The organism is Micromonospora sp. NPDC000121 (assembly GCF_042899165.1).
Classification (GTDB): domain Bacteria; phylum Actinomycetota; class Actinomycetes; order Mycobacteriales; family Micromonosporaceae; genus Micromonospora.
Genome location: NZ_JBIAZP010000008.1, coordinates 1 through 25,151, shown reverse-complemented (window position 1 = coordinate 25,151; position 25,151 = coordinate 1). Strand labels below are relative to the sequence as shown.

Annotated in this window: 27 protein-coding genes and 1 tRNA gene; 4 read left to right on the top strand and 24 right to left on the bottom strand. The window is 74.0% G+C overall.

What is annotated here, in order from left to right:
• Position 1 precedes the first annotated feature (1 nt).
• The 13 genes from ACFY23_RS22040 to ACFY23_RS21980 all read right to left on the bottom strand — a co-directional run bounded on the left by ACFY23_RS22040 (position 2) and on the right by ACFY23_RS21980 (position 10,742).
• A complete protein-coding gene (locus tag ACFY23_RS22040) occupies positions 2–1,189 on the bottom strand; it encodes a nitric oxide synthase oxygenase (protein WP_350684009.1) in 1,188 nt (395 codons plus the stop codon).
• 367 nt (positions 1,190–1,556) lie between these two features.
• Positions 1,557–2,144 carry a MerR family transcriptional regulator gene (locus ACFY23_RS22035; RefSeq protein ID WP_350683998.1) on the bottom strand — a complete coding sequence of 196 codons (588 nt, stop codon included), beginning with the start codon at positions 2,142–2,144 and terminating at the stop codon, positions 1,557–1,559.
• Between the two features lie 232 nt (positions 2,145–2,376).
• Positions 2,377–2,841, bottom strand: a complete 465-nt coding sequence (locus ACFY23_RS22030) for a bifunctional nuclease family protein (RefSeq protein ID WP_089014393.1) — start codon at positions 2,839–2,841, stop codon at positions 2,377–2,379.
• A 177-nt stretch (positions 2,842–3,018) separates the two neighbouring features.
• Positions 3,019–3,720, bottom strand: coding sequence for a MerR family transcriptional regulator (locus ACFY23_RS22025; RefSeq protein ID WP_350684008.1), 702 nt, complete (start codon positions 3,718–3,720; stop codon positions 3,019–3,021).
• 50 nt (positions 3,721–3,770) lie between these two features.
• Positions 3,771–4,223: an FHA domain-containing protein gene (locus ACFY23_RS22020; RefSeq protein ID WP_007071101.1), complete on the bottom strand. Its 453-nt coding sequence runs from the start codon at positions 4,221–4,223 to the stop codon at positions 3,771–3,773.
• Between the two features lie 214 nt (positions 4,224–4,437).
• The gene (gene gcvH, locus ACFY23_RS22015) at positions 4,438–4,818 is read right to left on the bottom strand and encodes a glycine cleavage system protein GcvH (RefSeq protein ID WP_350683997.1); all 381 of its coding nucleotides are present in this window, start codon (positions 4,816–4,818) and stop codon (positions 4,438–4,440) included.
• A 54-nt stretch (positions 4,819–4,872) separates the two neighbouring features.
• Positions 4,873–5,868, bottom strand: a complete 996-nt coding sequence (locus tag ACFY23_RS22010; RefSeq protein ID WP_350683995.1) for a DUF881 domain-containing protein — start codon at positions 5,866–5,868, stop codon at positions 4,873–4,875.
• Positions 5,869–5,877: 9 nt separating this feature from the next.
• Positions 5,878–6,210 carry a small basic family protein gene (locus ACFY23_RS22005; protein ID WP_350683993.1) on the bottom strand — a complete coding sequence of 111 codons (333 nt, stop codon included), beginning with the start codon at positions 6,208–6,210 and terminating at the stop codon, positions 5,878–5,880.
• Positions 6,207–7,151, bottom strand: coding sequence for a DUF881 domain-containing protein (locus ACFY23_RS22000; RefSeq protein WP_350683991.1), 945 nt, complete (start codon positions 7,149–7,151; stop codon positions 6,207–6,209). The genes ACFY23_RS22005 and ACFY23_RS22000 overlap by 4 nt, the downstream gene beginning before the upstream one ends.
• Positions 7,148–7,789: a CDP-alcohol phosphatidyltransferase family protein gene (locus ACFY23_RS21995; protein ID WP_387037546.1), complete on the bottom strand. Its 642-nt coding sequence runs from the start codon at positions 7,787–7,789 to the stop codon at positions 7,148–7,150. The genes ACFY23_RS22000 and ACFY23_RS21995 overlap by 4 nt, the downstream gene beginning before the upstream one ends.
• Positions 7,790–8,119: 330 nt before the next feature.
• Complete coding sequence (locus tag ACFY23_RS21990; RefSeq protein ID WP_350683990.1) at positions 8,120–8,587, bottom strand: MarR family transcriptional regulator; 468 nt, start codon at positions 8,585–8,587, stop codon at positions 8,120–8,122.
• A gap of 53 nt (positions 8,588–8,640) precedes the next feature.
• A complete protein-coding gene (locus ACFY23_RS21985) occupies positions 8,641–9,819 on the bottom strand; it encodes a PP2C family protein-serine/threonine phosphatase (protein WP_350683988.1) in 1,179 nt (392 codons plus the stop codon).
• A gap of 176 nt (positions 9,820–9,995) precedes the next feature.
• A complete protein-coding gene (locus ACFY23_RS21980; RefSeq protein WP_350683986.1) occupies positions 9,996–10,742 on the bottom strand; it encodes an SAM-dependent methyltransferase in 747 nt (248 codons plus the stop codon).
• A gap of 119 nt (positions 10,743–10,861) precedes the next feature.
• On the opposite strand from ACFY23_RS21980, the gene ACFY23_RS21975 reads away from it, so the two are divergent.
• The 3 genes from ACFY23_RS21975 (at position 10,862) to ACFY23_RS21965 (ending at position 12,513) form a co-directional block, all read left to right on the top strand.
• Positions 10,862–11,743, top strand: a complete 882-nt coding sequence (locus tag ACFY23_RS21975) for a universal stress protein (RefSeq protein ID WP_350683984.1) — start codon at positions 10,862–10,864, stop codon at positions 11,741–11,743.
• Positions 11,744–11,824: 81 nt separating this feature from the next.
• Complete coding sequence (locus tag ACFY23_RS21970) at positions 11,825–12,037, top strand: phosphatidylethanolamine-binding protein (protein ID WP_350683982.1); 213 nt, start codon at positions 11,825–11,827, stop codon at positions 12,035–12,037.
• Positions 12,034–12,513, top strand: a complete 480-nt coding sequence (locus ACFY23_RS21965) for a hypothetical protein (protein ID WP_350683980.1) — start codon at positions 12,034–12,036, stop codon at positions 12,511–12,513. The genes ACFY23_RS21970 and ACFY23_RS21965 overlap by 4 nt, the downstream gene beginning before the upstream one ends.
• Here ACFY23_RS21965 and ACFY23_RS21960 read toward each other — a convergent pair.
• Positions 12,510–12,713 (bottom strand): hypothetical protein, encoded by a 204-nt coding sequence (locus tag ACFY23_RS21960; protein WP_350683978.1) that lies wholly within the window; start codon positions 12,711–12,713, stop codon positions 12,510–12,512. The genes ACFY23_RS21965 and ACFY23_RS21960 overlap by 4 nt on opposite strands.
• Before the next feature lie 120 nt (positions 12,714–12,833).
• On the opposite strand from ACFY23_RS21960, the gene ACFY23_RS21955 reads away from it, so the two are divergent.
• A complete protein-coding gene (locus tag ACFY23_RS21955; RefSeq protein WP_350683976.1) occupies positions 12,834–13,484 on the top strand; it encodes a hypothetical protein in 651 nt (216 codons plus the stop codon).
• 7 nt (positions 13,485–13,491) lie between these two features.
• Here the strand turns inward: ACFY23_RS21955 and ACFY23_RS21950 are convergent, their stop codons facing one another.
• From ACFY23_RS21950 to ACFY23_RS21905, 10 genes are all read right to left on the bottom strand, one after another.
• Entirely contained in the window at positions 13,492–13,677 is a 186-nt protein-coding gene (locus tag ACFY23_RS21950) for a hypothetical protein (RefSeq protein ID WP_350684010.1), read from the bottom strand.
• A gap of 75 nt (positions 13,678–13,752) precedes the next feature.
• Positions 13,753–15,030: a hemolysin family protein gene (locus ACFY23_RS21945; RefSeq protein WP_350819556.1), complete on the bottom strand. Its 1,278-nt coding sequence runs from the start codon at positions 15,028–15,030 to the stop codon at positions 13,753–13,755.
• 1 nt (position 15,031) lies between these two features.
• On the bottom strand, positions 15,032–15,229 hold the full coding sequence (locus tag ACFY23_RS21940) for a hypothetical protein (RefSeq protein ID WP_350687479.1): 198 nt from the start codon (positions 15,227–15,229) through the stop codon (positions 15,032–15,034).
• A 40-nt stretch (positions 15,230–15,269) separates the two neighbouring features.
• Complete coding sequence (gene selB, locus ACFY23_RS21935; RefSeq protein WP_350819558.1) at positions 15,270–17,033, bottom strand: selenocysteine-specific translation elongation factor; 1,764 nt, start codon at positions 17,031–17,033, stop codon at positions 15,270–15,272.
• A 2-nt stretch (positions 17,034–17,035) separates the two neighbouring features.
• Positions 17,036–18,340 (bottom strand): L-seryl-tRNA(Sec) selenium transferase, encoded by a 1,305-nt coding sequence (gene selA / locus ACFY23_RS21930; protein ID WP_350819560.1) that lies wholly within the window; start codon positions 18,338–18,340, stop codon positions 17,036–17,038.
• Between the two features lie 20 nt (positions 18,341–18,360).
• Positions 18,361–18,456 (bottom strand) — tRNA-Sec (locus ACFY23_RS21925).
• 45 nt (positions 18,457–18,501) lie between these two features.
• Positions 18,502–19,656 (bottom strand): NrfD/PsrC family molybdoenzyme membrane anchor subunit, encoded by a 1,155-nt coding sequence (gene nrfD, locus ACFY23_RS21920; protein ID WP_350819562.1) that lies wholly within the window; start codon positions 19,654–19,656, stop codon positions 18,502–18,504.
• Complete coding sequence (locus tag ACFY23_RS21915) at positions 19,653–20,789, bottom strand: 4Fe-4S dicluster domain-containing protein (protein ID WP_350819564.1); 1,137 nt, start codon at positions 20,787–20,789, stop codon at positions 19,653–19,655. Before ACFY23_RS21915 ends, nrfD begins: the two co-directional genes overlap by 4 nt.
• Entirely contained in the window at positions 20,779–24,078 is a 3,300-nt protein-coding gene (gene fdh / locus ACFY23_RS21910; RefSeq protein ID WP_350687145.1) for a formate dehydrogenase, read from the bottom strand. The genes ACFY23_RS21915 and fdh overlap by 11 nt, the downstream gene beginning before the upstream one ends.
• Before the next feature lie 271 nt (positions 24,079–24,349).
• A complete protein-coding gene (locus tag ACFY23_RS21905; RefSeq protein ID WP_387051268.1) occupies positions 24,350–24,949 on the bottom strand; it encodes a hypothetical protein in 600 nt (199 codons plus the stop codon).
• Positions 24,950–25,151: the final 202 nt, after the last annotated feature.

Genomic DNA, 25,151 nt, shown 5'->3' with positions numbered 1-25,151 from the left:
CTCAGCCCTCCTGCCGGCGCGCGGCGACATGACGCTCCCGCAGGGTCAACCCCACCAGGCCCGACGCCTCGTACGCGCGGTCGCCCTGCCACAGGTTCGGGTTCGGCACCCCGGTGTCGTAGTAGCGGTGGTGCACCGCGTGCAACGCCGCCCACCCCACGCTGCCGTTGAGCCACGACCAGTCCCCGTACACCGGCCGACCCGCCCGCTCCTCCTGCGCGCAGAACTTCATGAACAGCTCCGACTCGGTGTGCGGATCCGACACCCGCACACCCGCCAGCCGGAACGAGTGCAGCACCGCCTGGTTGATCACCAGCACGGCGTGCTCCCGCCACAACGTGTCCTCCCGGGAGGTGTCCAACCCCAGCCGCCGCGCCACCGGCAGCAACTGGTCGTACCGGTGCCCGTCGCCCATGTTCCGGGTGCCGATCTCGTCACTGAGGTAGTGACCGTTGAACGGGGCGCAGCTGTAGTCCACCCCACCGACCCGCAGGCGCATGTTGCTGATCACCGGCAGCGCATGCCAGCGCAGCCTCAACTCCTCGAACCACGGATACTGCGGATGCGTCAGGGCCACCTCGCGCACGACGTCCCGGGACACCTCCACCACCGTCGGATCCTCGTGCGCCGTCTCGATCACCCACGGCAGCAGGTCGAACCGGCCCGGCACCACCGGCGGACGCCACCCCAGACGCCGCGCCGCGTCCGTCATCGCCACCTGCGCCGGATCACCCCGCACCGACCCGTCGTCCAACCGATGACCGCAGTACCGGATCAACTGGTCGTTCCAGATCCGCGCCCGCGGCCCCACCCCCGGCCGGTCCGGCGCGAACACCGTCATCACCGACTGGATCCGCCCACCGTTGTCAGCCACCGAAAGGTGCTGCGCCAACTCCTGCGCGATCCCCGCCACCGTCGTCACGTCACGCCGGTCCCGGACCCTCAACCCGGCCCACCGGACCCGCCCCACGCAGCGCACCGACTGCCGCCACGCCACCTTCGCCCCGTACACCAACTCCTCGGAGGTGTGCTGGTACGTGCCGGTCAGCGCGATCTCCTGCCGCACCTGAGCGATTCGCGCGGCCACGCCCGGCAGCCGCCGCTCCGCGTAATAGAGGCGCAGAAACTCGACGGCCTCCGCCGCCACGTCCTCCACCGGCGGCGCCTGCGGCCGGGGAGCGTGCGGCACCGGGCAGCCCGACCCGTCGCCGTCCACGACACGCCCACCGGCATCCACCAACACCCCGGCGGCATGATAGTCAGTCTGCACGTTATTCAAATCCGATCGTCGGGCAGGCGCGGTCGTCGCCTTCTGCGTCGTCCCCTGGCACGGTTCACCGACCCGCCACCGCGCATGTCACGGACAGTGACATGCGCGCGGCAAGCCGCGCGCCGCACATAGGATTCCCGGCCAGGCAAAGACTGTCAACAGCCCGACTCACGCCGAAAACGTCCACAATCGACGTTTGCCCGCAAGCGCGCCACTCTGGACACCACCGAACGAGCACCCCGCCACCCGACCAGGGGCGGCACCCCCCACGCCCCTGACGCCGCGCTCAGCCCGCCCGACGTCGGGCCCGGCGCGCCGCCAACTCGTCACCCACCGGATCCCCCGCCGGCGCCGACGGCGGCACCGACGTCGCAGGCTCCGCCGGCAGATGCGACAGCGACCCCTGGATCTCCTTGAACGCCCCACCGATCGCGATGCCGAACACCCCCTGGCCGCCCTGCAACAGGTCGACCACCTCCTCCGGCGACCGGCACTCGTACACCGTCGTGCCGTCGGAGATCAACGTGATGCCCGCCAGATCCGCCACCCCACGGGACCGCAGCGCCTCGATCGCCTTCCGGATGTTCTGCAACGACACCCCGGCGTCCAGCAGCCGCTTCACCACCTTCAGGACCACCAGGTCCCGGAACGAATACAACCGCTGCGTGCCCGAACCCGACGCGTCCCGCACACTCGGCACCACCAGCCCGGTACGCGCCCAGTAATCCAACTGGCGGTAGCTGATCCCCACCGCGTGGCAGGCCGTCACACCTCGATAGCCAACGCTGTCGTCACCCTCAGTCGCCGACCCCGGCGACGCCACACCCGGCTCGTCCAGCTCCGTACCCGGATCGGGATCTCGCGGCTCGTGCATCCGGACAACCTCCCCGCCAGTGCGGTGACACGTCGTTTCCGGGACGTGCACCCCTCGACACGGCAACCCTATAGCCGCCTTCAGGGATTGCCCCGGAGGAACCGGCGCGACACGCCGCGCCACGACAACGAAGATCACCCACCACGCCGCAACGTCACCGAACGTGACGCCCCGAAAAGACGCGGGGACTCGGCGGACGTACCGTCCCCCTACGCCACGTGGGCCGAGACACTCAGCCGGCGAAGTCCTCCGGACGCACCTGCTCCAGGAACTCGCGGAACTTCTCCACCTCGTCCTCCTGCTCGTCGGGAATCACGATCCCCGCCTCGCTGAGGACCTCCTCGGCACAACGAATCGGCGCACCGACCCGCAACGCCAACGCGATGGAATCACTCGGCCGGGCCGACACCCGCACCCCGTCACCGATCAACAGATCGGCGTAGAAGACGTTCTCCTTCAACTCGGTGATCTCCACCGCCCGCAACGGCGCCTTCAACGCCGCCAACACGTCCCGCAGAAGATCGTGGGTCAGCGGCCGGGCCGGCTTGACCCCCTGCTGCTCATAAGCGATCGCCGTCGCCTCGACCGCGCCGATCCAGATCGGCAGATAACGGTCCCCCTCGACCTCCCTGAGCAGGACGATCGGCTGGTTGCTGGGCAGCTCCACCCGAACTCCGACCACGCTCAGCTCGCGCACCGCCGCCTCCGTGTCGTTGTCACCTACGCCGCACCGCGCCCTTCCCTGCACGGTACACGGACCGCGACACGGCCGTCCCATGCGCTACCCGCACCACGCCCGCGCCAGAAAGGGGTTACCCCGGCAAGCCTACGACACGCTTCCCGGGGCAGATCTTTCCCCACAGCCCCCGCCGGATCACCGACCCAACGTCGACCGCAACCCCACCCGCACCAGCGCCGCGTGCAACTGCTGCGACAACGCCACCAACTCCCGCGCCGTCTCCGCCGCCCGCGCCCGCGCCGCCGGATCACTCTGCCGCGCCAACGGCGCCACCAACTGCGCGAACAAACCGACCTCCCGATCCGCCGCCGTCCGGTAACCCCGCAGATGCCGCGGCTCCAACCCGTACGCCGCCAGACCCGCCACCGCCCGCGCGATGATCAACGCATCGTCGTCGTACCAACCCGGCGGATCCGACACCACCACACCGAGCCGCTCCAACTCACCCAGCGTCGACTCGTCGATCCCACTGCGCGCCACCAGATCCGCCCGGCCGAGCCGCACCTGCGGCGACCCGGCCGGCTCCTCCGGCACCCGCCCCGGCACCTCGCCACCCGGGCCCACCGCCACCAACGTCGGCCGCTGCCGACCCGGCGACTCCCCGGACGCGTCCCACTGCGCCAACTGATCACGGATCACCCGCAGAGGCAGATACTGGTCCCGCTGCGCGGTCAACACGAACCGCAACCGCGCCACATCGTCCCAGCTGTACTTCCGGTAACCCGCCGCCGTCCGCTGCGGCTCCACCAGGCCCTCGGCCTCGAGAAACCGCAGCTTCGAAATCGTCACGTCCGGAAAATCCACCCGCAGCTGACCCAGCACCTCGCCGATGCTCATCAACGGACGGGCGCGGGCCGCCTCGGGCGGCATGGAGGCCGCAGGCTCGTTCACCCCCGGCCGGCCTCCTCCTCCGGGCGCGGACCGGCGATGAACACCACCCGGAACTTACCGATCTGCACCTCGTCACCGTTGCTCAACGTGGCCGCCTCGACCCGCTCCCGGTTCACGTACGTGCCGTTCAGGCTGCCCACGTCCCGCACCGTGAACGTCCCACCATCACGGTGGAACTCGGCGTGCCGCCGCGACACCGTCACGTCGTCCAGGAAAATGTCACTGTCCGGATGCCGGCCACTCGTCGTCACATCGTGATCCAACAGGAACCGGGCACCCGCGTTCGGACCCCGGCGAACCACCAGCAGCGCCATTCCCGGCGGCAACGAACCGGACATCCGGCTCGGCACCACATCGGTGTCCGGCCCCTCCAGCACTTCGTCGAGCGAACCGAGATTGAGCGTCGAAGTGACGTCGAGCGGGGGGAACTCGTCGTCTGGGCGCGTCATTGGACCACCTCACGGATCTGTTCGGTCGGCGTCGGGTAATGGCGGGTCTGGCCGCCGGGCACTCGAACACCCGGCGGCTGGCTCCCCGTGCCCGGAAAGGCAATTCCGCGACGCTCAACTATTGGGTTCTCGGTCGACTGGGCGAGCCTAGCCAGCGCCGAAATGCAGGGCAACCGGACGCGCGGACACAGCCACCACGCCGGAGGGGACGCACTCAGCTCTCGGTGAGCTCACGATACGCGTCCGCGGACAGCAGCCCCTCGACCGCCGCCGGATCGTCCGGGGTGATCTCCACCAACCAACCCGCACCGTACGGGTCGGTGTTGATCACCTCAGGAGTGTCGCCGAGCGCCTCGTTGCGCGCCGCCACCGTACCGCTGAGCGGGGCGTAGATCTCCGACACACTCTTCGTCGACTCGATCTCACCCAACGACTCACCGGCCGCCACCACCGCACCCACGTCCGGCAGCTGGACATACACGATGTCACCCAGGGCGTCCTGCGCGAAGTGGGTGATGCCGACCCGCACCGGGCCGCCACCGTCACCCGCCACCCACTCGTGTTCGGCGGTATACCGCAGATCCTCAGGAATCACCAGACGCGTCCTTCACCATCGCGCACCGGACACCACCGGTGCGAGCCGCGCCGGTCAGGAGACCGGACGGGCGTGTTCCAGCTTGATCGGCGCGTGCAGCGCCGAAACCTCGGCAACCTCACGATCCTCAACGATCAACTTACCGCCGTCGCCCGTCACCGACGCCACCACCCCGCCGGGAATGTTCAACGCCGTACGCATCGTCGCCGGATCACCGATCACCGTGATCGTGAACGGACCCGTCAACCGACGCCCGTCCACCACCAACGACCCGTTCTCCCCATCCAGGAAGTACGTCGACGCGATGATCCGCACCGACGCCCGATCACCGCCCGAAATCTGCATCGCCTCCGCGCCGGCGCCCCGCAACTCCTGCACCGCGTCCAGCACCCGCGACGCCGAGATCGGCTTCTCACCGGCCTCGAACCGCACCGCCAGCCCCGGACCCGTCGCCGGCAACGTCCCCGCCAGGATGCCCAACTCGTCGGCCCGCCGCGTCGCCTCCTCCAACGCCGCCTGCCGCCCCTGCTCACCCGAACGCAACTGCCGCTGGCTCTCCTCCAGCGTCGCGATGTCCTGCCGCAGCCGGACCTCCCGCGAATTCAGGTCGTACAGGATCCGGACCAGGTCCTCCTGCCGCGTCGCCGCGACCGTCGGATCCGTCGACGTCGTCTTCAACTGCACCACCAGCGTGAACCCCAACAACGCCAGCAGCACCGCGATCATCACCCCGGCCGAACTCACCCGCCGCCGCGGCGACCCACCGCCCGCCGACGACGAATCCGGATCCTCCGACGACGGCGCGGCCTGCGGCGACGACCCGCCCGACCCCTCACCGGCAGCCCGACCCAGATCCACCGTCGCGCCCTCGTCGAACCGATCCGGCTCCGCCACCGGCGGCTCCGACCGCTCCGGCGCCAACGGGCTCAACTCATCCGGATCCGGCGCGTCCGGCCGCGGATCCGGCTCCCCCGCCGGACCCGACGGCCGCCCCGGCCCCGCAGGCTGCGGCCAACCCGTGCCCGTCTCCGTGTGCTCCTCGCTGCCCATCGCCACAACCTACGCCCGGAACAGGTGCCGACGGATCGCCGCCACGTTCCCGAAGATCCGCACCCCGAGCACGACCACCACACCCGTGGACAACTGACCACCCACCCCGAGCTGGTCACCCAGATACACGATCAGACCCGCCACCAGCACGTTCGAGATGAACGACACCACGAACTGCTTGTCGTCGAAGATCCGGTCGAGCTTCGCCCGCACCCCACCGAACACCGCGTCCAACGCCGCCACCACCGCGATCGGCAGATACGGCTGCAACCCCGCGGGAACCGTGGGGTCGAGCCAGACCCCGAGAACCACACCGGCGAACAACGCCAGCACCGCGATCATCGACCACCTCCGGAGGGGCTGGGAGACGTCCTCGAACCGGACGGCTGAGAACCGGCGGAACGATCCGCCCCCGACGGCGACGGACTCGCGCTCGCCGGAGGCTCCGCGTAGCGTAGCCGCGGCTCCGGAGCGGCCGGCAGGGTGAGGTCCTCCGCCTCCCGCACCGCGAACGACAACCCGGTGTCCTCCGCCACCTTCCGCATCGTCAACGCGCTGCGACTGTCCTCGTACCGGTCCCGCATCGACCTCGGCCCGATCGCCGACACCTCGTACGGCCCCGTCACCGGCCGGAAGTCCACCAGGATCGCCTGCCCCGCCGACCGGATCGTCGACATCGCCGTCAACCGCTGCCCGTTGATCGAGATCGCCTCCGCGCCGGCGGCCCACAGGTCGTTGGCGACCCCCTGCAGATCGCTGTAGATCACCCGGGACGGACCGACGTCCGCGCCGGTCACCGCGTCCGGATTCTGCGGCGCGTCCGCCAGCCGCACCACCACACCGTCACCGCGCACCCGCCCCAGGCCCGTGCCCGCCTCCAGGGTGCGCAGCCGCGCCGCCTGCGAGCCGCTCAGCGCCGCGGCCCGCTGCCGCGCCACCTCCGCCCGCAACTGGTCCGCCCGCTCCGACAACCCGTCGGTCTCGCTCTCCCGCTGCTTGATCTGCGCCACCAGACCAGACCGCGCCTGGCTGCGCCCCGGCTCGGCCTCCAGCGTCTGCCGGTACGCCACCGCGAACAGGAACCCCAGCGCCACCGCCACGACCAGGCTCACCGACCGCGCCGACCAGTGCCGCCACCCCGACGGCGGGGCCTGCCGCTCCCGGCGCCGGGCCGCCGCGTCGGCGTACCCCGGATCCAACGGGTTGCGGAACAGCTCGGTGAGGAAGTCCGGGGCGTACACCCGGTCGGACCGTCCCCGGCCCTCGCCCGGCGTCGTCGTCATGCCGACACTCCCTCGGCGCGCACGGCCCTGACCAGTCGGCTCGCCTGCACCACGTACATCACGCCGGCCACCCAGTAGAGCACCAGGCCCCACCAGGCCAGCCCCCAGCCGATCGGCCCGGCCACCGCCGCGGCGCCGGGAACCGCCACGGCAAGCAGCAGGACCGGGAAGGCGGCCAGCAACAGGAACGTCGCGGTCTTGCCGACGTAGTGCACCGGCGGCGGGCCGTACCCGTAGCGCCGCAGCACCGCCAGCGAACCCAACAGGAGCAGTTCCCGGGCCAGCAGCGCCACGGTGAACTGCCAGGGCACCACTCCCCGGGCGGTGAACCCGACCAGGGTGGCGAGGATGTAGAGCCGGTCGGCGGCCGGGTCGAGCAGCTCCCCCAGCCGGCTGACCTGGCGCATCCGGCGCGCCACCCACCCGTCCACCCAGTCCGTGGTGCCGCCGACGGCCAGCACCACGATCGCGGCCACGTCGGCGTGTGCGACGAGCAGGAGATAGAGGAAGAGCGGGACCCCCAGCAGCCGCACGAAGCTGATCAGGTTCGGCAGCGTCAGCACGCGGTTGCCCGCTGCCGGTGCGCTCGTGCCGGCGCTGGCCTCCGCGTGCTCCGAGCGAGCCGGCCGACGCGACACCGAACCTCCTTCGCCACACGCTCCGACCGCCCGGCCGAGGACGGGCACCGCGGAGGTCCGTGCGCGCTGTCGGGCCGGCTGACGCCGGCACCCCCTGCGATCCCGGTACGGGACCGCCGCCTGACTCGGCCCGCGATCGTGGTGATCGCGGGCCGGCTGACTGCGCTGCCACTATATCGGGCCCCTCGCCGCCTCCCCGGGCTCAGGCGTCCCGTTCGGTCGGTGCCGTCCGGGTGTCGACGGACCCGTCACCACCCCTAAGGCATCCTAGGATACTGGAGGAGACGGGCGGCAGTGCGGCGAGCGGGGACACACCAGGAAAGAAGGTCGTCAGGCCGTGCGGACCGAGGAGTCCGACTGCTCCGCCGTCGCGGCGGTGGCGGCCTGCTCGAACGCCCGCAGGGCCAGCAGCAGGTCGTGCTGCGCCCGACCCGGCATCCGGTCCAGCACCGCCTGCACCGCCCGCTGCCGACGCTCCTTCAACTCGCGCAGCAGCGTCTCGGCGGCGGCGGTCGGCACCAGCCGCACCTCCCGCCGATCCCGGGGATCGGCCACCCGACGCAGCAGGCCGGTGGCCTCCAGCCGGTCGCAGAGCCGGCTCGCCGAGGACGGCACGACGTCCAGCAGCTCGGCCAGGCCGTTGACGTTGGTCTCCGGCCGGCTGCTGATCAGCGACAGCACCCGCAACTGCGTCGGCGAGACGGCCATCTGGTGCCGCGACGCGGCGGAGTCGAGCACACCGACGAGCGCCTCGGCGGCGGCGTCGATCGCCGCGGCGAGATTCGGAGGTCGCTCCACGAGGTGTCCCCTGCGATCGTCCCGCTCGTGCCCGGCCGTTCCGGCGACGACCCTCACCCGTCGCCCCGGCCGCCCGTGCCACGCCAGTCCAGGCAGACCACGACCGCGTCGTCGCGGAGATCCGCGTCCGCATGCCAGGCGTGCAGTTCGCGCATCACCGTACCAACCGCCTCGGCCGGCGGTTGCAGCCGCGTGGCGCGCATCGCCCGCGCCATCGCCCGCTCGCCGTACGCTCCGCGGTCGCCGGGATCGGCGGCCCACACCCCGTCGCTGACCACGAAGATGCGGTCCCCGGGCGCCAGGTCGAACTCCTGGACGTCGTAGCGGGCCTCGGCGAACATGCCCAGCGGAAGCTGCTGCTCCAGCGTGATCGGCGTGACGGCGCCGCCGCGCATCCGCAGCAGGCGCGGGGAGCCCGCGTCCACCGCTTTGACCCGACCGGTCGCGGTATCCAGTTCCAGCAGCAGCGTGGCCACGTACCGGCGCCCGCGGTGCTGGTAGAAGACCGTGTCGGAGGCCAGCTCGGCCTGCTCGACGAGGCTGCCCCCGGAGCGCCGGGCGTTGCGCAGCGCGTTCACGGTCACCGCCGTGAGCAGCGCCGCCGCCAGGCCGATGCCGGCGCCGTTCAACACCGTCGCCGTGAGCCGGTCACCGTCCACCGACCAGTCGAAGTGGTCCCCGCCGACGGTGTACGCCGGTTCGAGCTGGCCGGCCAGCTCGAACGCGCCGTGGCTGACACTGCGTCCCGGCAACAGCTCCCACTGCATCTCGGCGGCCATGCTGAGCCGCTCCCGCCGACGCACCCGGCGGTACCGGTCGGTCTCCCGGTCCGCCGCCCGCAGCACGACGGCCAGCTCGCCGGCGATGTCCGCCACGCGGTCGACGGTGTCCGAGCCGAGCGGGGCCGGCAGCTCGACCAGGAGCACGCCGAGGCGCTCCCCCCACACCGACAGCGGCAGGTAGAGCCGGCACCGACCCTCGTCGTCGGCGTCCGTCACCGGCTGCTGGCTGCTGAAGCAGCGCTGCGCCATGCTGCGGCAGGCGAGGAAGCCCCCGTCGGGCAACTCCGGGTCGAGCACCGGCCACAGTCCGCTGATCCGGTAGTCGGCGATGAACACGTCCGTCCGGGACGCGCCGAAGCCGGCCCGGATGGCCCGGTCCGCCGCCTCCACCACCCGGTCGGGCGGCGCCGCACGCAACGCACGCGAGACCTGGCCCGGTGCCTCCACCATCGATCATCCTCCGGAAACACTTGCTGTAGGGCAAGCATCATACGGAGGTGCCGCCGGCAGCCCGTTGGCCGGGCGGTCGACGCCGGCGAGGACGCGGACCCGAGCCGGGCGGGCTGCCCGACGGCACGCTGCCGCCCCGCGCGGCCTCGCGGCGGCACGGACAGCGGACGGGCCGGTCAGCCGGCCGAGCGGACGGCGACCGCGCCGTGGAAGGCGTCGGGGACCTGCGCCGGCGGCCCGGCAGGACGCCACCGGGTGATCGGCACGATGCCGTCGGCGGTGGGCGTCCAGCGGCCGAGCAGCGGCGCGAACGCGGCCGGCGGGCGCATCCGGAACGCCGGGCCCATCATCGCCAGGGCCTGCGGGTAGCCGGCCAGCTCCTCGGTGTCGAAGTCGACCGCCAGCAGGCTGCCCGGCGCCGTCGCCTCGTAGAGCTCGTCGAGGGTGCGGGCCAGCGTCTCGTCGTCGAGGAACGCGGCCAGGCCGAGGAACACCACCCCGACCGGCCTCCTCCCCCACCCCGGCACGAACCGGTGCAGCTGGGCGCGGTCCACGGTGCCGATGTCCGTGGCGTCGCCGTAGCCGTAGCCGGCCCGGTCGCTGCCGGCCAGCAGGCGCTGGCCGAGGCGGATGGTGACCGGGTCGACGTCGGTGTAGAGCACGGTGGCGTCCGGGGCGACCTCGTGCACGTTGCCCATGGTGGGCACCCCCGCCCCGAAGACCAGGAAGCTGTCGACCCCCTCCGCGGCCATCGCCCGGACCGCCCGGCCCAGGAAGGCGCGCAGCTCCCGGAAGACCGGCGCGCACGGCCCGTACGCCTGCTCGAAGGCGTGGGCCGCCGCCACGTCGACCGGGAAGTGGTGCTCCCCGCCGAGCCAGAAATCGATCATTCGCGCGGTGCTCGGCTGGTCCGGCTCCACCATCGACGACACTCCCTCCCCGGCGGTCGTCGACAGCGTACCGACCGGTCGTCCTGGGCGGTATCGCCCCGCCGACCGGGCGCCGGCCGCGATACTGGCCGGGAACCGGCGGGAGGTGGGCGGTGAACTCGGCAAACAGCGCGGCGGTGGTCGTCGGCGTGGACGGCTCGGAGGCGGCGCTGCGCGCCGTACGGCTCGCGGCCGTCGAGGCGGCCCGCCGCAACCGGCCACTGCGGATCGTGCACGGGTTCATCTGGCCGCTGCTGCACGTGCCGGTGGACGCGCCCGCCGCCGGACCGCCCGGCGCCGGCCTGCGCCACCAGGCGGAGCAGCTCGTCGCCGCCGCGACCACCGAGGCCGAGGCGACGGTGCCCGGGCTGCGGATCTCCGGCGAGATCATCGACGGGGAGGCCGCCGCGGTGCTGCTCGGCGAGTCGCCGGCCGCCGCGATGATCGTGCTGGGCGACCGGGGGCTCGGCGGGTTCTCCGGCCTCGTGGTCGGCTCCGTCGCGGTGCAGGTCGCCTCGTACGCCGACTGCCCCGTGCTCGTCGCCCGGGGCACCGACCGTCCGGACGGGCCCATCGTGGTCGGGGTCGACGGCTCCGAGACGTCCCGGCTCGCCGTGGAGTTCGCCGTCGAGGAGGCGTCGGTCCGCGACGCCCCGCTGGTCGCGCTGCACGCCTACCGGCACCCGACGTCCACCGGGCCGGGCGACATGCAGCCACTGGTGTACGACGACACCGAGCTGCGCTCCGAGGAGGAACGCGTGGTGGCCGAGTCGCTGGCCGGGCTGACCGAGCGGTGGCCGGACGTGCCGGTCAGCCGGGAGACCGTGCGGGGCCGCCCCACCACCGTGCTCGCCGAGGCGTCCCGGCGGGCCCAACTGCTCGTGGTGGGCCGGCAGGGCCGTGGCGAACTGACCGGGCTGCTGCTCGGCTCGGTGAGCCAGTCCGTGCTGCACCACGCCGACTGCCCGGTCGCCATCCTCCACGCCCCCCGCTGAGCCGCCGGCGGGGTTGGCCCCGACGCAGGCGGGTAGACGACCGCGGTACGCCAACGGCGAGGACGACCGGAGGAGGCAGTGATGCCAGGACCACGGCCGGGCAGCAACGCGTACGACAAGCAGCGGGCACGCATCCGTGACGTGATCGACGATTCGGGACGACGGGTGTCGGACCGCAAGGCGAACGACGTGGCCAACCGGATCCTGCAGTCCGACCGCGGACAGCGGGGCGTCGTCCGGGGCGAACGGGTCTACGGCCCCAAGGGTGAACGCGAACCGGGCGACCCGAAGTGAGGGCGACACACCTAGCCGACGGGGCGATTGCCGGCGCGGTCGGCAGCGCCGCTCTGAACATGGTCAGCTACCTGGACATGGTGCTGCGGGCGCGGTCGGCGAGCAGCACCCCGGAGAGCACGGCCGGGCGGCTGGCCGACCTGGCGCACGTGGACCTGGGGCCCGAGGACCGGGCGGTGAACCGCCGCTCGGGCCTCGGGCCCCTGCTCGGTTACGGGATGGGCATCGCGGCGGGTGTCGCCTACGCCGTGCTCGCCCGGGGTCGCCGGATGCCGCTGCCGCTGGCGACCGGGGTGCTCGGCGGCGGCGTGATGACGATGTCCGACGGGTCGATGACGCTACTGGGCATCACCGACCCACGCCGGTGGGGCCGCACGGACTGGGTGTCCGACATCGTGCCGCACCTCGCGTACGGCATGGCGGCCGCAGCCACCTGGAACCGGCTGCGGCCGCCCGGGTCGGGCCGGGGTCGTTAGCCCCGGGCGCTCTCGTCGTCAGCGACGGGCTCCATCGCCGGGCCGTACGGGGAGACCTGCCCCCGGGGCACCGGCCGGCCCTGGTCACCGCCGGACGAGCCGCGGTTGCGCGGGTGGCCCGTCGGGGACGGCACCTTGCTGTACTGGCTGGTGGCGCCCTTGTCGTTGCGGCGCAGTTCCTCCTGCTGCGGGTTAACCACGGGTCTCTCCTTCCGGGGTTCGACCGTGTCCCACCACGGTTACCCGGCGCCGCGGGCGCCATGCCGGCCCGGGCGGCCGGTCGCAGGGCTGACCCGACCCCCAGCGGGTACACCCCGAGGATGGGCGACGAGCGGAAGGTGGCGCGGGTTCTGCTGGACCGACGGGGCGGCACGTACGCCGAGGAGGCGGGCATCCGGCTCGCCGACCGGCCCGCCCCGCTCTACCAGTTGCTGGTGCTCGCCACGCTGCTGAGCACCCGGATCCGGGCGTGCGTCGCGGTGGCGGCCGCCCGGGAGCTGTTCGCCGCGGGCTACCGCACCCCGCAGGCGATGGAGGCGGCGAGTTGGCAGGACCGCGTCGACGCGCTGGGCCGGGGCCACTACCGCCGCTACGACGAGCGGACCTCGACGATGCTCGGCACCGGCGCCCGGCTCTGCCTGGACCGGTGGCGGGGCGACCTGCGCCGGCTGCACCGCGAGGCCGACGGCGAGCCGGCCGCGCTGCGTCGACTGCTGACCGAGTTCCCCGGCATCGGCCCGACCGGCGCCGACATCTTCCTCCGCGAAGCACAGGTGGTCTGGCCGGAACTGCGCCCGTACGCCGACCGACGCACCCTGTCCGGCGCGCAGCGGCTCGGCCTGCCCCGCTCGCCGGACCGGCTCGCCGGGCTGGTCAAGCCGGCCGACTTCGGCAGGTTCGCCTCGGCGCTGGTGCGGGTGGCGCTCGGCGAGGAGTCCGCCGGCGAGGTCACCCGCGCCGCCGGGCGGTGAGGCCGGCTCACTTGGCCGGCTTGTCGCCCGGTTTCGTCAGGTTCCACACCAGCAGCGCCGCCAGCAGCGCGAGCACCACGAGCCCGCCGGACACGCCGCGGCCGTCCTCCTCGCTGCGGCCGGTGGTGCCGAAGTAGATCACCGCGAGCCCGGCCAGCACGGTGACGAACGTCCGCATCCCTCGGTCCTTCACGTATCGGACGGTACGGTCGCCGCAGGCCCGGCGGGGCCGGTCCGTCCGGGTTCACCCGACCGGGGCGGCCCTCGGTCAGGGCCCGGTGGCGAAGCCCCGCAGCCGGACCCGGCGGATCGTCCGCCCGGACACCTCCATCACCTCGACGGTCAACCCCGGCAGCTGCACCGTCTCCCCGGGCCCGGTCGGCAGGTGCCCCAGCTCGGCCAGCACCAGCCCGGCCACCGTCGTGTACTCCCGCGACGGCCGGAAGTGCAGCCGCACCCCCACGTCGGTCAGGTCGTGCAGCGGGAAGTCGCCGGGCAGCAGCAGCGAGCCGTCCGGTTCCCGGGTCACCCCGGTCACGTCCCGGTCGGTCTCGTCGTACAGCTCCCCCACCACCTCCGCCAGCAGGTCCTCCAGGGTGACCAGGCCGTCGACCCCGCCGTGCTCGTCGACGACCAGGGCGAGCTGCTGGTGGCACAGCCGCAGCCGGCGCAGCGCGTCGGACACCGGCAGGGTGCCGGGCAGCAGCAGCGGCGGGCGGGCCCGGTCGCCGACCGCCGCCGCGTCCGCCGCGACGAGGTCCCGGATGTGCACCACGCCGCGCACGTCGTCCAGGCCCCCGGGTCCGACGACGGGGGCGCGGGACCGGCCGGCCGCGGCGAGCCGGCGCAGCCCCTCGTCGGCGGGCAGGGTAGCCGGGAGCACCGTCACGTCCAGCCGGGGGACGAGGATCTCCCGCAGCGTCCGGCCGGCGATGTCGAACGCTCCGGTGAGGATCTCCCGCTGCTGCGCGGACAGGCCCCGCTGGCTGACCACGATCTCCCGCAACTCGTCCTCGGTCATCTCCGTACGGCCGGCCCGCGGGTCCCCGCCGGCGAGCCGCACCACCACGTCGGTGGCCTGGCTCAGCAGCCAGACCGCCGGGCGGGACACCCGGGCCAGCACGTCCAGCGGGCCGGCGCTGAGCAGCCCCCACCGCTCCGCGCGCTGCATCGCCAGCCGCTTCGGGGCCAACTCGCCGACGACCAGGGTGACGAAGGTGAGCAGCACGGTGACCAGGACGACGGCGGCGCCCCGCGCGGCCCCGCCGAGGAAGCCCAGCGGCCCCACCAGCGGCTCGGCCAGGGAGACCGCGGCAGCGGCGGAGGCGAGGAACCCGGCGAGGGTGATGCCGAGCTGGATGGTGGCCAGGTAGCGGTTGGGGTCGCGGACCAGCCGGGCCAGCCGCTCCCCCGAGCGGCTGCGCCGTCCCAGCTGCCGCACCTGCCCCTCGCGCAGCGTCACGAGCGCCATCTCGCTGCCCGACAGGGCCGCGTTGACGAGCACCAGCACGGCCACCAGCGCGAGCTGCCCGAGCTGTGCCCCCATGTCAGTCGACCTCCAGGTCGTCGAGGGAGATCTTGTGCGTCATCAGCCACCGCGCCAGCGCCGACATCCCGAACAGCCACAGCGGCGCCGACTCGGTGGTGCCGTTCGTCGCGAAGATCGCGAAGCGCAGGTCCGGGGCCCGGTACGCCTCGATCCGCCATTTGTGCTGCTTGTCCCGCCAGACCGCGGAAGGGTCCATGGCGCCACGCTAGGCGACCGTCGCCCCCGCCGGGGCGGCTTCAGGACCGGGCCGCGACCACGACCCGGGCGTCGTCGGGCAGCCGCCGGGTGGCGCCCCGGCGGTCCAGCAGCTCCAGCAGCGGCACGGCGACGCGGCGGGTGGTGTCCAACGCCTGCCGGGCGGCGCTGAGCGTGAACGGCTGCGGCAGCCCGGCCAACACCCGCACGGCCTCGTCGACCGCGCCGGGCAGCAGCACCACGTTCTCGGCGAGCCGCAGCAGCGCCCCGGCCCGTACCGCCGCACCGATCTCCCGGGGCCCCAGACCCAGGTCGGCCAGGTGCTCGGCCTCGGGGGCGCGGAACGGGCGGTCGGCATACTCGGCGCGGACCCGGGCGACGGCGCGGGCCACCGGCTCCGGCAGCGCGTCGGCGGCGGCCGCGGTGACCCGGCCGGCGTGCAGCCGCAGCGGCGGCCGGACCAGGGCCTCGACCAGCGCCCGGTCGGGCAGGTCGAGGCGTTGCCGCAGCAGCTCCACCGGCGCGCCCGGTTCGAGGGGGTGCTCCCGGGCGTGCCGGGCCACCTCCCCGGTCAGCCGGGCGCCGAGCTGCCGCCAGTGCTCCGGGTCGGCCAGCCAGTCGCCCGCGACGGGCCGCCCCGTGGCCTCGACGCCGGTGCGGACCAGGTCGGCGGCGCGGACCAGCCCCCGGCGGCGCAGCTCGCCGGCCAGGTCGGGCCGGCCGTCCACGGTCGCCAGCACGGCCGCGCGGGCGGCCGCCGCGCCCCGGCGGGTCAGCGGCGGCGGCGCGACGTCCAGCACGGTCACCCCGCCGGCCACGTGGTGCCGGCCCGGGTCGCGCAGCAGCGCCCGGTCGCCGACCAGCAGCGGCAGCGGCCTGGCCAGCCGCAGCCGGACGGTGTCCGCGCCCAGCGGCCGCACCCGGGCGGGCACCGCCGCCGCGCCGACGTGCAGGGTCAGGGTGGCGGGCAGCTCCGCGGCGGGGTCGCCGGCCAGCCGGACGTCCAGCAGGTCGGTGCGGTGGAACCGGCCCGGGGCGAGCAGAGCGTCGCCGCGGCCGACCCGGCCCCGGGGCGTGCCGCGCAGGTTCACCGCCACCCGGGCGACCGCGGCGACCTCCGACCGGGCCTCGCCGAGGCGGTGCAGGCCGCGCACCCGCACCGGCTCGCCGGTGGCGGCGAGTTCCAGCTCGTCGCCGACCCGTAGCCGGCCGGCGCCGAGGGTGCCGGTGACCACCGTGCCGGCGCCGCGCACGGTGAAGGCGCGGTCCACCCACAGCCGCACCGGGGCGTCCACCGCCGGGGCGGGCAGCCGGGCGGCGAGCCGGTCCAGGGCTGCGCGCAGCTCCGGCAGACCCGCGCCGGTCACCGCGCTGACCGCGACCGTGTCGACCGCGCCGAGGGAGGTGGCCGCCAGCTCGGCCCGGGCCCGGGCCGCCGCCGGCCCCGGATCCGCCAGGTCCGCGCGGGTCACCACCAGCAGGCCGTACGACACCCCGAGCGCGTGCAGCGCGGCCAGGTGCTCGGCCGACTGCGGCATCCAGCCCTCGTCGGCGGCGACCACGACCAGCGCGGCGGGCACCGGGCCGACACCGGCGAGCATGTTCGGCACGAAGCGCTCGTGCCCCGGCACGTCGACGAACGCGACCGTCCCGCCGGCGGGCAGCGTGGTCCAGGCGAAGCCGAGGTCGATGGTCATGCCCCGGCGGCGCTCCTCCGCCCACCGGTCGGGTTCCATCCCCGTCAGCACCCGGACCAGGGTCGACTTGCCGTGGTCGACGTGCCCGGCGGTGGCCACCACGAACACGCTCAGCCGTCCCCCGACACCCGCAGCACGGCGGCGTGGACGCCTGCGTCGGCGTCGGTGGGCACGCAGCGCAGGTCCAGCAGCAGCCGCCCGCGGACGACCCGGCCGAGCACGGGCGGGTCACCGACGCGCAGCGGCTCCGCGTACCGCTCGGGCAGGCTCAGCGCCCACGAGTCCAGCTCGACGCCGGGGGCCCCGCCGCCGCCGACGACCGCGCCGGCGGGCACCACCTCCGCCTTGCACCCGTCGGCGGCGAGGGCGTCGCGCAGCCGCTCGGTGCGTTCCCGCAGCGCGCCGGGGTCGGCGTGCACCGCGGCCCGGGTGGGCGTGACCGGGTCGGCGAGGGTGGCCGCGAGCGCGGCGAGGGTCAGCTTGTCCACCCGCAACGCCCGGGCGAGGGGGTGCCGGCGCAGCCGTTCGACCAGGTCGGCGGCGCCGAGCAGCAGGCCCGCCTGCGGCCCGCCGAGCAGCTTGTCGCCGCTGGCGGTGACCAGGGCCGCCCCGGCCCGCAGGGTGCCGGCCGCGTCGGGCTCGTCGGGCAGCAGCGGGTCGGGGGTGAGCAGCCCCGAGCCGATGTCGGCGACCACCGGCACGCCGAGGGAGGCCAGCCGCCGCACCGGCACCGCCGAGGTGAAGCCGGTGACCTGGAAGTTCGACGGGTGCACCTTCAGCACGAAGCCGGTACGCGGGCCGAGGGCGGCGGCGTAGTCGTCGAGGGTGGTGCGGTTGGTGGTGCCCACCTCGCGCAGCCGCGCGCCGGTGCTCTCCAGCAGTTCGGGCAGGCGGAACCCGTCGCCGATCTCCACCAGTTCGCCGCGGCTGACCACGATCTCGGCGTCGGCGGCGAGCGCGGTGGCGGCGAGCACCAGCGCGGCGGCGCCGTTGTTGACCACGTGCACCGCGCCGGCGGCGGGCACCGCGGCGGCGAGGGCGTCGAGGGCGTCGCGGCCGCGCCGGGCCCGCCGGCCGGTGCGCAGGTCCAGTTCGACGTCGGTGTGCCCGGCGGCGGCGGTGACCGCCGCGACGGCGGCGGGCGACAGCGCGGCCCGGCCCAGGTTGGTGTGCAGCACCACCCCGGTGGCGTTGAGCACGGCCCGGGGCGCGGGCGCCGGCAGGGCGGCCAGCGCGGCGTCGCGTACGGCCTCGGGGGTGATCTCGCCGCGGCGGGCCCGGTCCTGCGCCCGCCGGACGGCGGCCTTGACGCGGTCCCGCCCGAGGGTCTGCGCCGCGACGGCCAGCCGGGGGTCGGCGAGCAGCGAGTCGGTGCGCGGCATCCGCCGGCGCGGATCGGCCGCGACGTCCCCCATGTCCCCCTCTTCCGGCAGCTTGGCGGAGACGGACGGGAATCGAACCCGCCTGACCCGGGTCCCGGGCCACACCGGTTTTGAAGACCGGGAGGGGCACCAGCCGCCTGAACGCCTCCACGCAGCAGTGAACCACAGGCCGGGCGGGTGGGTGCGGTGGGGCGTCAGCCCTCGGCGGCGCGCCGCCGGTCGAGGCGTTCCCGCTGCGGCACCACCGTGTACTTCGGATCCTTCGCGGAGGCGACGCCGCCGTAGAAGATGCCGAACCGGGTGGCCACCGACGCGGCCAGCAGGGCCGTCCCGGACAGGGCGGAGACCGCCCGGCTGCGCCGGCCAAGCAGCGCGCCGGCCACCCCGGCCACGGTCAGGGCCCGCGCGGCGCGCAGCAGCCGGCCCGGCCGCCCGGTGCGGTAGGGCTCGCTGAGCAGCCCGAGCCGGGTCTCCACCCGGTGCGAGGCGAACAGTTCCAGGGCGGCGCCGGCCACCGCCATCCGGCGGGCGGGCCCGGCCTGCGCGGTCGGCGCGGCGATCAGTCCCACGCCCGCGCCGCTGGCCAGGGCGCTGCCCGCGAAGACGGTCGGCAGCTCCGGGTACGCCTCGTGCCAGGACGGCACGGCCGTGTCCGCCAGCAGCACGCCGGTGTACGTGGCCAACGCCGGCGCGGTCGCCGCGGCGGCCAGCCCGGCGGCGTGCCCCACCGGCGGCAGCAGCCGGCGGGCGAGCCCGAGCGGCCCCCGCTCGGGCAGCCATGCGGCGCCCTCGGCGACCGCCGCGATCCCGGCGGCCGGGCCGTACGCGGTGAGGATCCAGGTGCCCACGGACATCGGCGAGGTCGGCTTGGCCACCCGCAGCATGTGGTGGAACCGGGCCGGCCGCCCCAGGTCCTTGACCAGGAACACGGCGCTGGCGGTGACCGCGGCCAGCGAGGTGACGCGGCCGGCGCGGCGCAGCGCGGGCCGCCCGGTGAGCTGCCCGCCCGCCGCCAGCAACGACGAGCCGGCCGCGAGCCCGCCGGTGAACAGGTACGCCGCGATGTCCCACTTCCAGACGGGCGCCTTGAGGATCGGCCGGCCGTAGTACGACGTGAACTCGGCCTCGGGGACGGTCAACTCCTCGCCGCCGCGTCGGCCGCCGCCCCGCCGCCGGGTCCGCCCGGGCGGGCCGGCCGGCGTCGGCGCGAGCCCGGCCGCCGCGCCGGACCCGCCGGGTGCCGTCCCCGACGAGTTGGCAGCGATCTCGCCGGTGCCGGCAGGGGTGCCGGCGTCGAGGCGATCGCGGAAGCGACGGAACAGGTCGCCCACCGGGCGGTCCGGACTCAAGAGGAACCTCCGACGAACGCGGCGACGGCCGCCGCCGCCATGGCCAGGGCCGCCAGGCCGGCCCGCTTCCACATCCTCGGCAGGTCGCGGGTGGTGACCACCGGGTCCGGGGGCAGGCCGTACACCTCGGGCTCGTCGAGCAGCAGGAAGAACGCGCCGTCGCCGCCGACCCCGTCGCCGGGGTCGTGCCCGTAGAGCCGTGCCTCGGTCACGCCGCGCTCGTGCAGGGTCGCCACCCGGGCCGCGGCCCGCTCCCGCAACTCGTCGAGGGGACCGTACTGGATGGACTCCGTCGGGCACGCCTGGGCGCAGGCGGGGGTCCTGCCGGCGCCGATCCGGTCGTAGCACAGCGTGCACTTCCACGCCCGGCCGTCGCCCTTGCGCTGGTCGATGACGCCGTAGGGGCAGGCGGAGATGCAGTAGCCGCAGCCGTTGCAGATGTCCTCCTGTACGACCACCGTGCCGAACTCGGTGCGGAACAGCGCGCCGGTGGGGCAGACGTCCAGGCAGGCCGCGTGCGTGCAGTGCTTGCAGACGTCGGACATCATCAGCCAGCGGAAGTCGCTGCGCCCCTGCGCGCCGCCGGCCCGCCCCGGCGGCTGCGCCCCGGGCATGCCCAGGAACTCCGGCCCGGCGCTCCGACCGGCCGTCGCGGCGCCGGCGGACGCGGTCCCGGCGCCTGACGGCACGGTGCTGGCGGTCCCGGTGCCGGCGGGCGCGCCGGCGGCCATCCGCGCCGCCGCGTCCGGCGCGCCCGGCGGCACGCCGGGATCGGTGCCGGTCGGGTTGCCGGTGCCGGCGGCCACGGCCGCCGACGAGGCGCTGACCGACCCGCCCGTCGGGTTGCCGGCGAAGGGCGGGGTGCGGTGCCCGGCCGGGCGGGGCTGCTCGACGAACGCCACGTGCCGCCACGAGTTCGCGGTCAGCGCGCCGGTGTTGTCGTACGACATGCCGAGCAGGTCCAGCCCCGAACCGGGGACGTCGTTCCATTCCTTGCAGGCCACCTCGCACGCCTTGCAGCCGATGCAGACGCTGGTGTCGGTGAAGAAGCCCATCCGGGGCGGGGCGTCGACCCAGCCCGCGTCCGGGGCGGGATCGAGCGGCCCGGCGAGGCTGTTCGGGTCAGGAAGCATCACGGTCCTCCCCAGCGCCGTCGGCGAGGGCCGGCGCCCCGAGCGCCCCCGGGGTGAGCGTCGGGGCCGGCTGGCCGGGGACGATACCCGCCCGCCGCTGGTAGTCCGCCACCAGGTCCCGCAGGGCCGGCCCGGTCGGCCGCCGCCCCGGACGCACGTCGCAGGTGCCGACCTTGCTCTCCTGGATCAGCACGTTCGGGTCCAGGGTGATCCCGAACAGGTCGTTGGCCGAGTCGCCCGTCACCAGGCCCTCGAACCCGAAGTGGTACGGCAGCCACACCTGGTGGATCACCCGGCCGTCCACGCGCAGCGGCGTGAGCCGGTCGGTGACCAGCACCCTCGCCTCGATCACCGCCCGCCCGCTGACCAGGTGCGCCCAACCCAGATGCGCCAGGCCCCGCTCGGCCGCCACCTCCGGGGACACCTCCACGAACATCTCCGGTTGCAGCTCCGCCAGCGGCCGTACGGTGCGGCTCATCCCGCCCGCCGTGTGGTGCTCGGTGAGCCGGCTGACCGTGAACACGTACGGGAACACCTCGGCGTGCTCCTGCGGCGGGCTCGGGTTCACCGAGTTCACCGGGTGCGCGTACACCTTGCGGGTGGGGTTGGCCTGCTGCCGGTAGAGCGGGTTGCGCATCGGCGACTCGGCCGGCTCGTAGTGCGTCGGCAGCGGCCCGTCGAGCACCCCGCTGGGCGCGTACAGCCAGCCCTTCCCGTCGCCCTGCATCACGAACGGGTCGTCGCCGGCGATCCCCTCCGGTCCGGCCGCACCCTCCGGCGGCCGGTACGTCGGCGGCTTCGTCCGCTCGAAGTCCGGCACGTCGTAGCCGGTCCACTCCCCCGCCTCGGGGTCCCACCAGACGTAGCGCTTGCGCTCGCTCCACGGCCGGCCCTGCGGGTCGGCGGAGGCGCGGTTGTAGAGGGTGCGCCGGTTGGCCGGCCAGGCCCAGCCCCACTCGGCGGCCACCCAGTCCTGCTCGTGCCGGGGCTTGCGCCGGGCGGCCTGGTTGACGCCGTCGGCGTACACCCCGGAGTAGATCCAGCAGCCGACGGCGGTGGAGCCGTCGTCGCGGGCCTCGGCGAACGTGGACAGCGGGCGGCCGGTCGCCACCTCGTACCCGTTGATCTCGCGCAGCACCGCCTCGGCGCTCGGCTCGGCGTGCGGGCCGTGCGTGGGATAGTCCCAGGCCAGGTCGAGCAGCGCCCGGTCGCGCGGCAGGTCGGAGCCGGCCAGCTTCTCCCGCAGCCGACGCCCGAGGTGGTAGAAGAACCACAGCTCGGAGCGGGCGTCGCCCGGCGGGTCGACGGCCTTCTCCCGCCACTGCAGCAGCCGCTGGGTCTGGGTGAAGGTGCCCTCCTTCTCCACGTGCGAGGCGGCCGGCAGGAAGAACACCTCCGTCCGGCACTCGCTCGGCACGATCTCGCCCGTGGCGACCTCGGGACCGTTGCGCCAGAACGTGGCGCTTTCGATCATGAACAGGTCGCGGACCACCAACCAGTCCAGGTTCGCCATGCCCAGCCGCTGGGCCCGGCCGTGCGCCGAACCGACCGCCGGGTTCTGCCCGAGCAGGAAGTACCCCTTCACCTTCCCGTCGATCATGTTCAGCACCTGCTGGTACGTCCCGTGGTCGCCGGTCATCCGCGGCAGGTAGCCGTAGCAGAAGTCGTTCTCCGGCCTGGCCGCGTCCCCCCAGTACGCCTTCAGCAGGCTCGCCGCGTAGGCGCGGGCGTTGCCCCAGAAGCCCTTCTGGCCGGGATGGCGGATGCTGTCCACCCACTCGTCGAAGGTGGGGTGGTCGGCGTGGTGCGGCATCGGCAGGTAGCCGGGAAGCAGGTTGAACAGGGTCGGGATGTCGGTGGAGCCCTGGATGCTGGCGTGGCCGCGCAGGGCCAGGATCCCCCCGCCGGGGCGGCCCATGTTGCCCAGCAGCAGCTGGATGATCGCCCCGGTACGGATGTACTGCACGCCGACGCTGTGCTGCGTCCACCCCACCGAGTAGATCAGGACCCCGGTGCGCTCCCGGCCGGAGTTCTCCGTCCAGGCGCGGGCCAGTTCCAGGAACTTCTCCTGCGGGATGCCGCAGACCCGCTCGACCATCTCCGGGGTGTAGCGGGCGAAGTGCCGCCTGAGGATCTGGTAGACGCAGCGCGGGTGCTGCAACGTCTCGTCCCGCTCCACCCGGCCGCCCACCTGCGCGCCGTGCGACTCGTGGCGCAGCCCGGCCGCGGTGTCCCGCTCCTTCGCGGTGTGCCCGCTGCCCGAGTCGGTCTCGTGGCCGGCGTACTGCCAGGAGTCCTGGACGTAGCTGCCGGCCTCCGGGTCGAAGCCGGAGAAGAACCCGTCACCGTCCTCGGTGTCGACGAAGCGTTCGCTGACGATCGTCGCGGCGTTCGTGTAGGCCAGCACGTACTCCCGGAAGTCCAGCTCGTTCTCCAGGATGTACCGCACCACGCCGCCGAGCAGCGCGATGTCGGAGCCCGCGCGGATCGGCAGGTAGGTGTCAGCCAGGGCGCTGGTGCGGGTGAACCGCGGATCGACGTGGAACACCTTGGCGCCGCGCCGCTTGGCCTCCATCACCCACTGGAAGCCCACCGGGTGGGCCTCGGCCATGTTCGAGCCCTGGATGACGATGACGTCAGCGTTGGCGACGTCCTGCTGGAAATCCGTCGCGCCACCGCGACCGAAGCTGGCCCCCAGACCGGGGACGGTGGCGGAGTGTCAAATGCGCGCCTGGTTCTCGATCTGGAGCGCCCCCATCGCCGTGAACAGCTTCTTGATGAGGTAGTTCTCCTCGTTGTCCAGCGTCGCCCCGCCCAGGCTGGAGATCCCCAGCGTGCGGTTGAGCGGCCGGCCCTGGGGGTCGACGTCCTCCCACGTCTCGGCGCGGGCGGCGAGGATCCGGTCGGCGATCATGTCGACCGCGACGTCGAGATCCAGATCCTCCCACTCGGTGCCGTAGGGGCGCCGGTAGCGGACCTTCGTCTGCCGCAGCGGGCTGGTGACCAGGCTCTTGCTGGCCGAGCCCTTCGGGCAGAGACGGCCCCGGGAGATCGGGCTGTCCGGGTCGCCCTCGATCTGGGTGACCCGCTCGTCCTTGACGTACACCCGCTGCCCGCAGCCGACCGCGCAGTAGGGGCAGACCGAGCGGGCCATCCGGTCGGCGGTCTCGGTGCGCGCGGTCAGCCCGGCCGAGCGCGCCGACTGCGCGGCGGCGCCCCGCCCCAGCGGGTCGGTGCCGGTGAGCTGCCGGTAGACCGGCCAGCCCTCGATGAAGGTCCGCAGACCCATCCCGCGACACCCCTTTCCCGGCCCGAACACCGTCGACCCCTCGCACACTAGGCCAGCCCGCACCGCGCCGCGACCCGAGCCTCCGATCACCACCCGACGGTCACCGCCCGCGCTCGCGGCGTCGCCATTCGCGTACGCGGACAGCGCCGCCCCCGAGCCCGGTCGGCTCGGGGGCGGCGCGATGTCGTCGGTGGATACGCCGCTGGCCGGCGCCCGTGTCGGGTGCCGGCCAGCGATCCCCCTTGTGGTGGAAAGTCTGTCGCTCTGTTCGTCAGCTGTTCCAGTGCTCGGCGACCAGGTCGGCGGCCTGCCGCTCCCACTGGGCGTAGTGGTCGGGGTACGCCGACACCTGCACGGTCTGCGCCGCCTTGGTCAGCGGCATGTCCTGCCACCCGTCGACCTGCTTGAGGCCCTTCAGGAACGCCATGGTCGAGTACTCGGGGTCGGTGATCTGCTCGACCGTGCCCCAACCGCTCGACGGGCGCTGCTGGAACAGGCCCTGCGAGTCGTGGTCGTTGCGCTCACCCAGATGACCCAGGTTCTCCAGCTTCGACTCCTGCAACGCCGTCGCGATCGCCACCACGGCGGCCCGCTCGTCCATCCCGGCCTTCTTCGTCGCCGCGATGATCGCCTTCGTGTTCGCGACCTGCTCATCCGACAGGTCGATACGCGACTGCGCACCCTGCACACCATGCGGCACCAGCTTCGCCTTATCCACCGCCGGCTTGTCGGCCTGCACGGCGACGGCGGTGATCGGGGTGCCCGCCTCGACCGGGGCAGTGGTGGTGTGGTTCAGCGGACCGGCGGCCAGACCACCGGCAACAGCCAGACCAGCAATACCCAGAACGCTCTTACGCATGATCGTATTCATCGAATGCTCCATTCGGGGGTTGGCACCACACGCCGAGGGGGGTCAGCGAAGGGCGCAAGCACCGTCCGGCGCTCAACAAACCAGGGGGAAAGATCCGGCGCGTCACACCGGGAAGATCAGAACCAGCCGTCTAGCGGGGCGGGGGATGCCCTCACCGGCCGGGACCATGTGTAACGACCGGCGGCCCGTCATCATTCCGGGC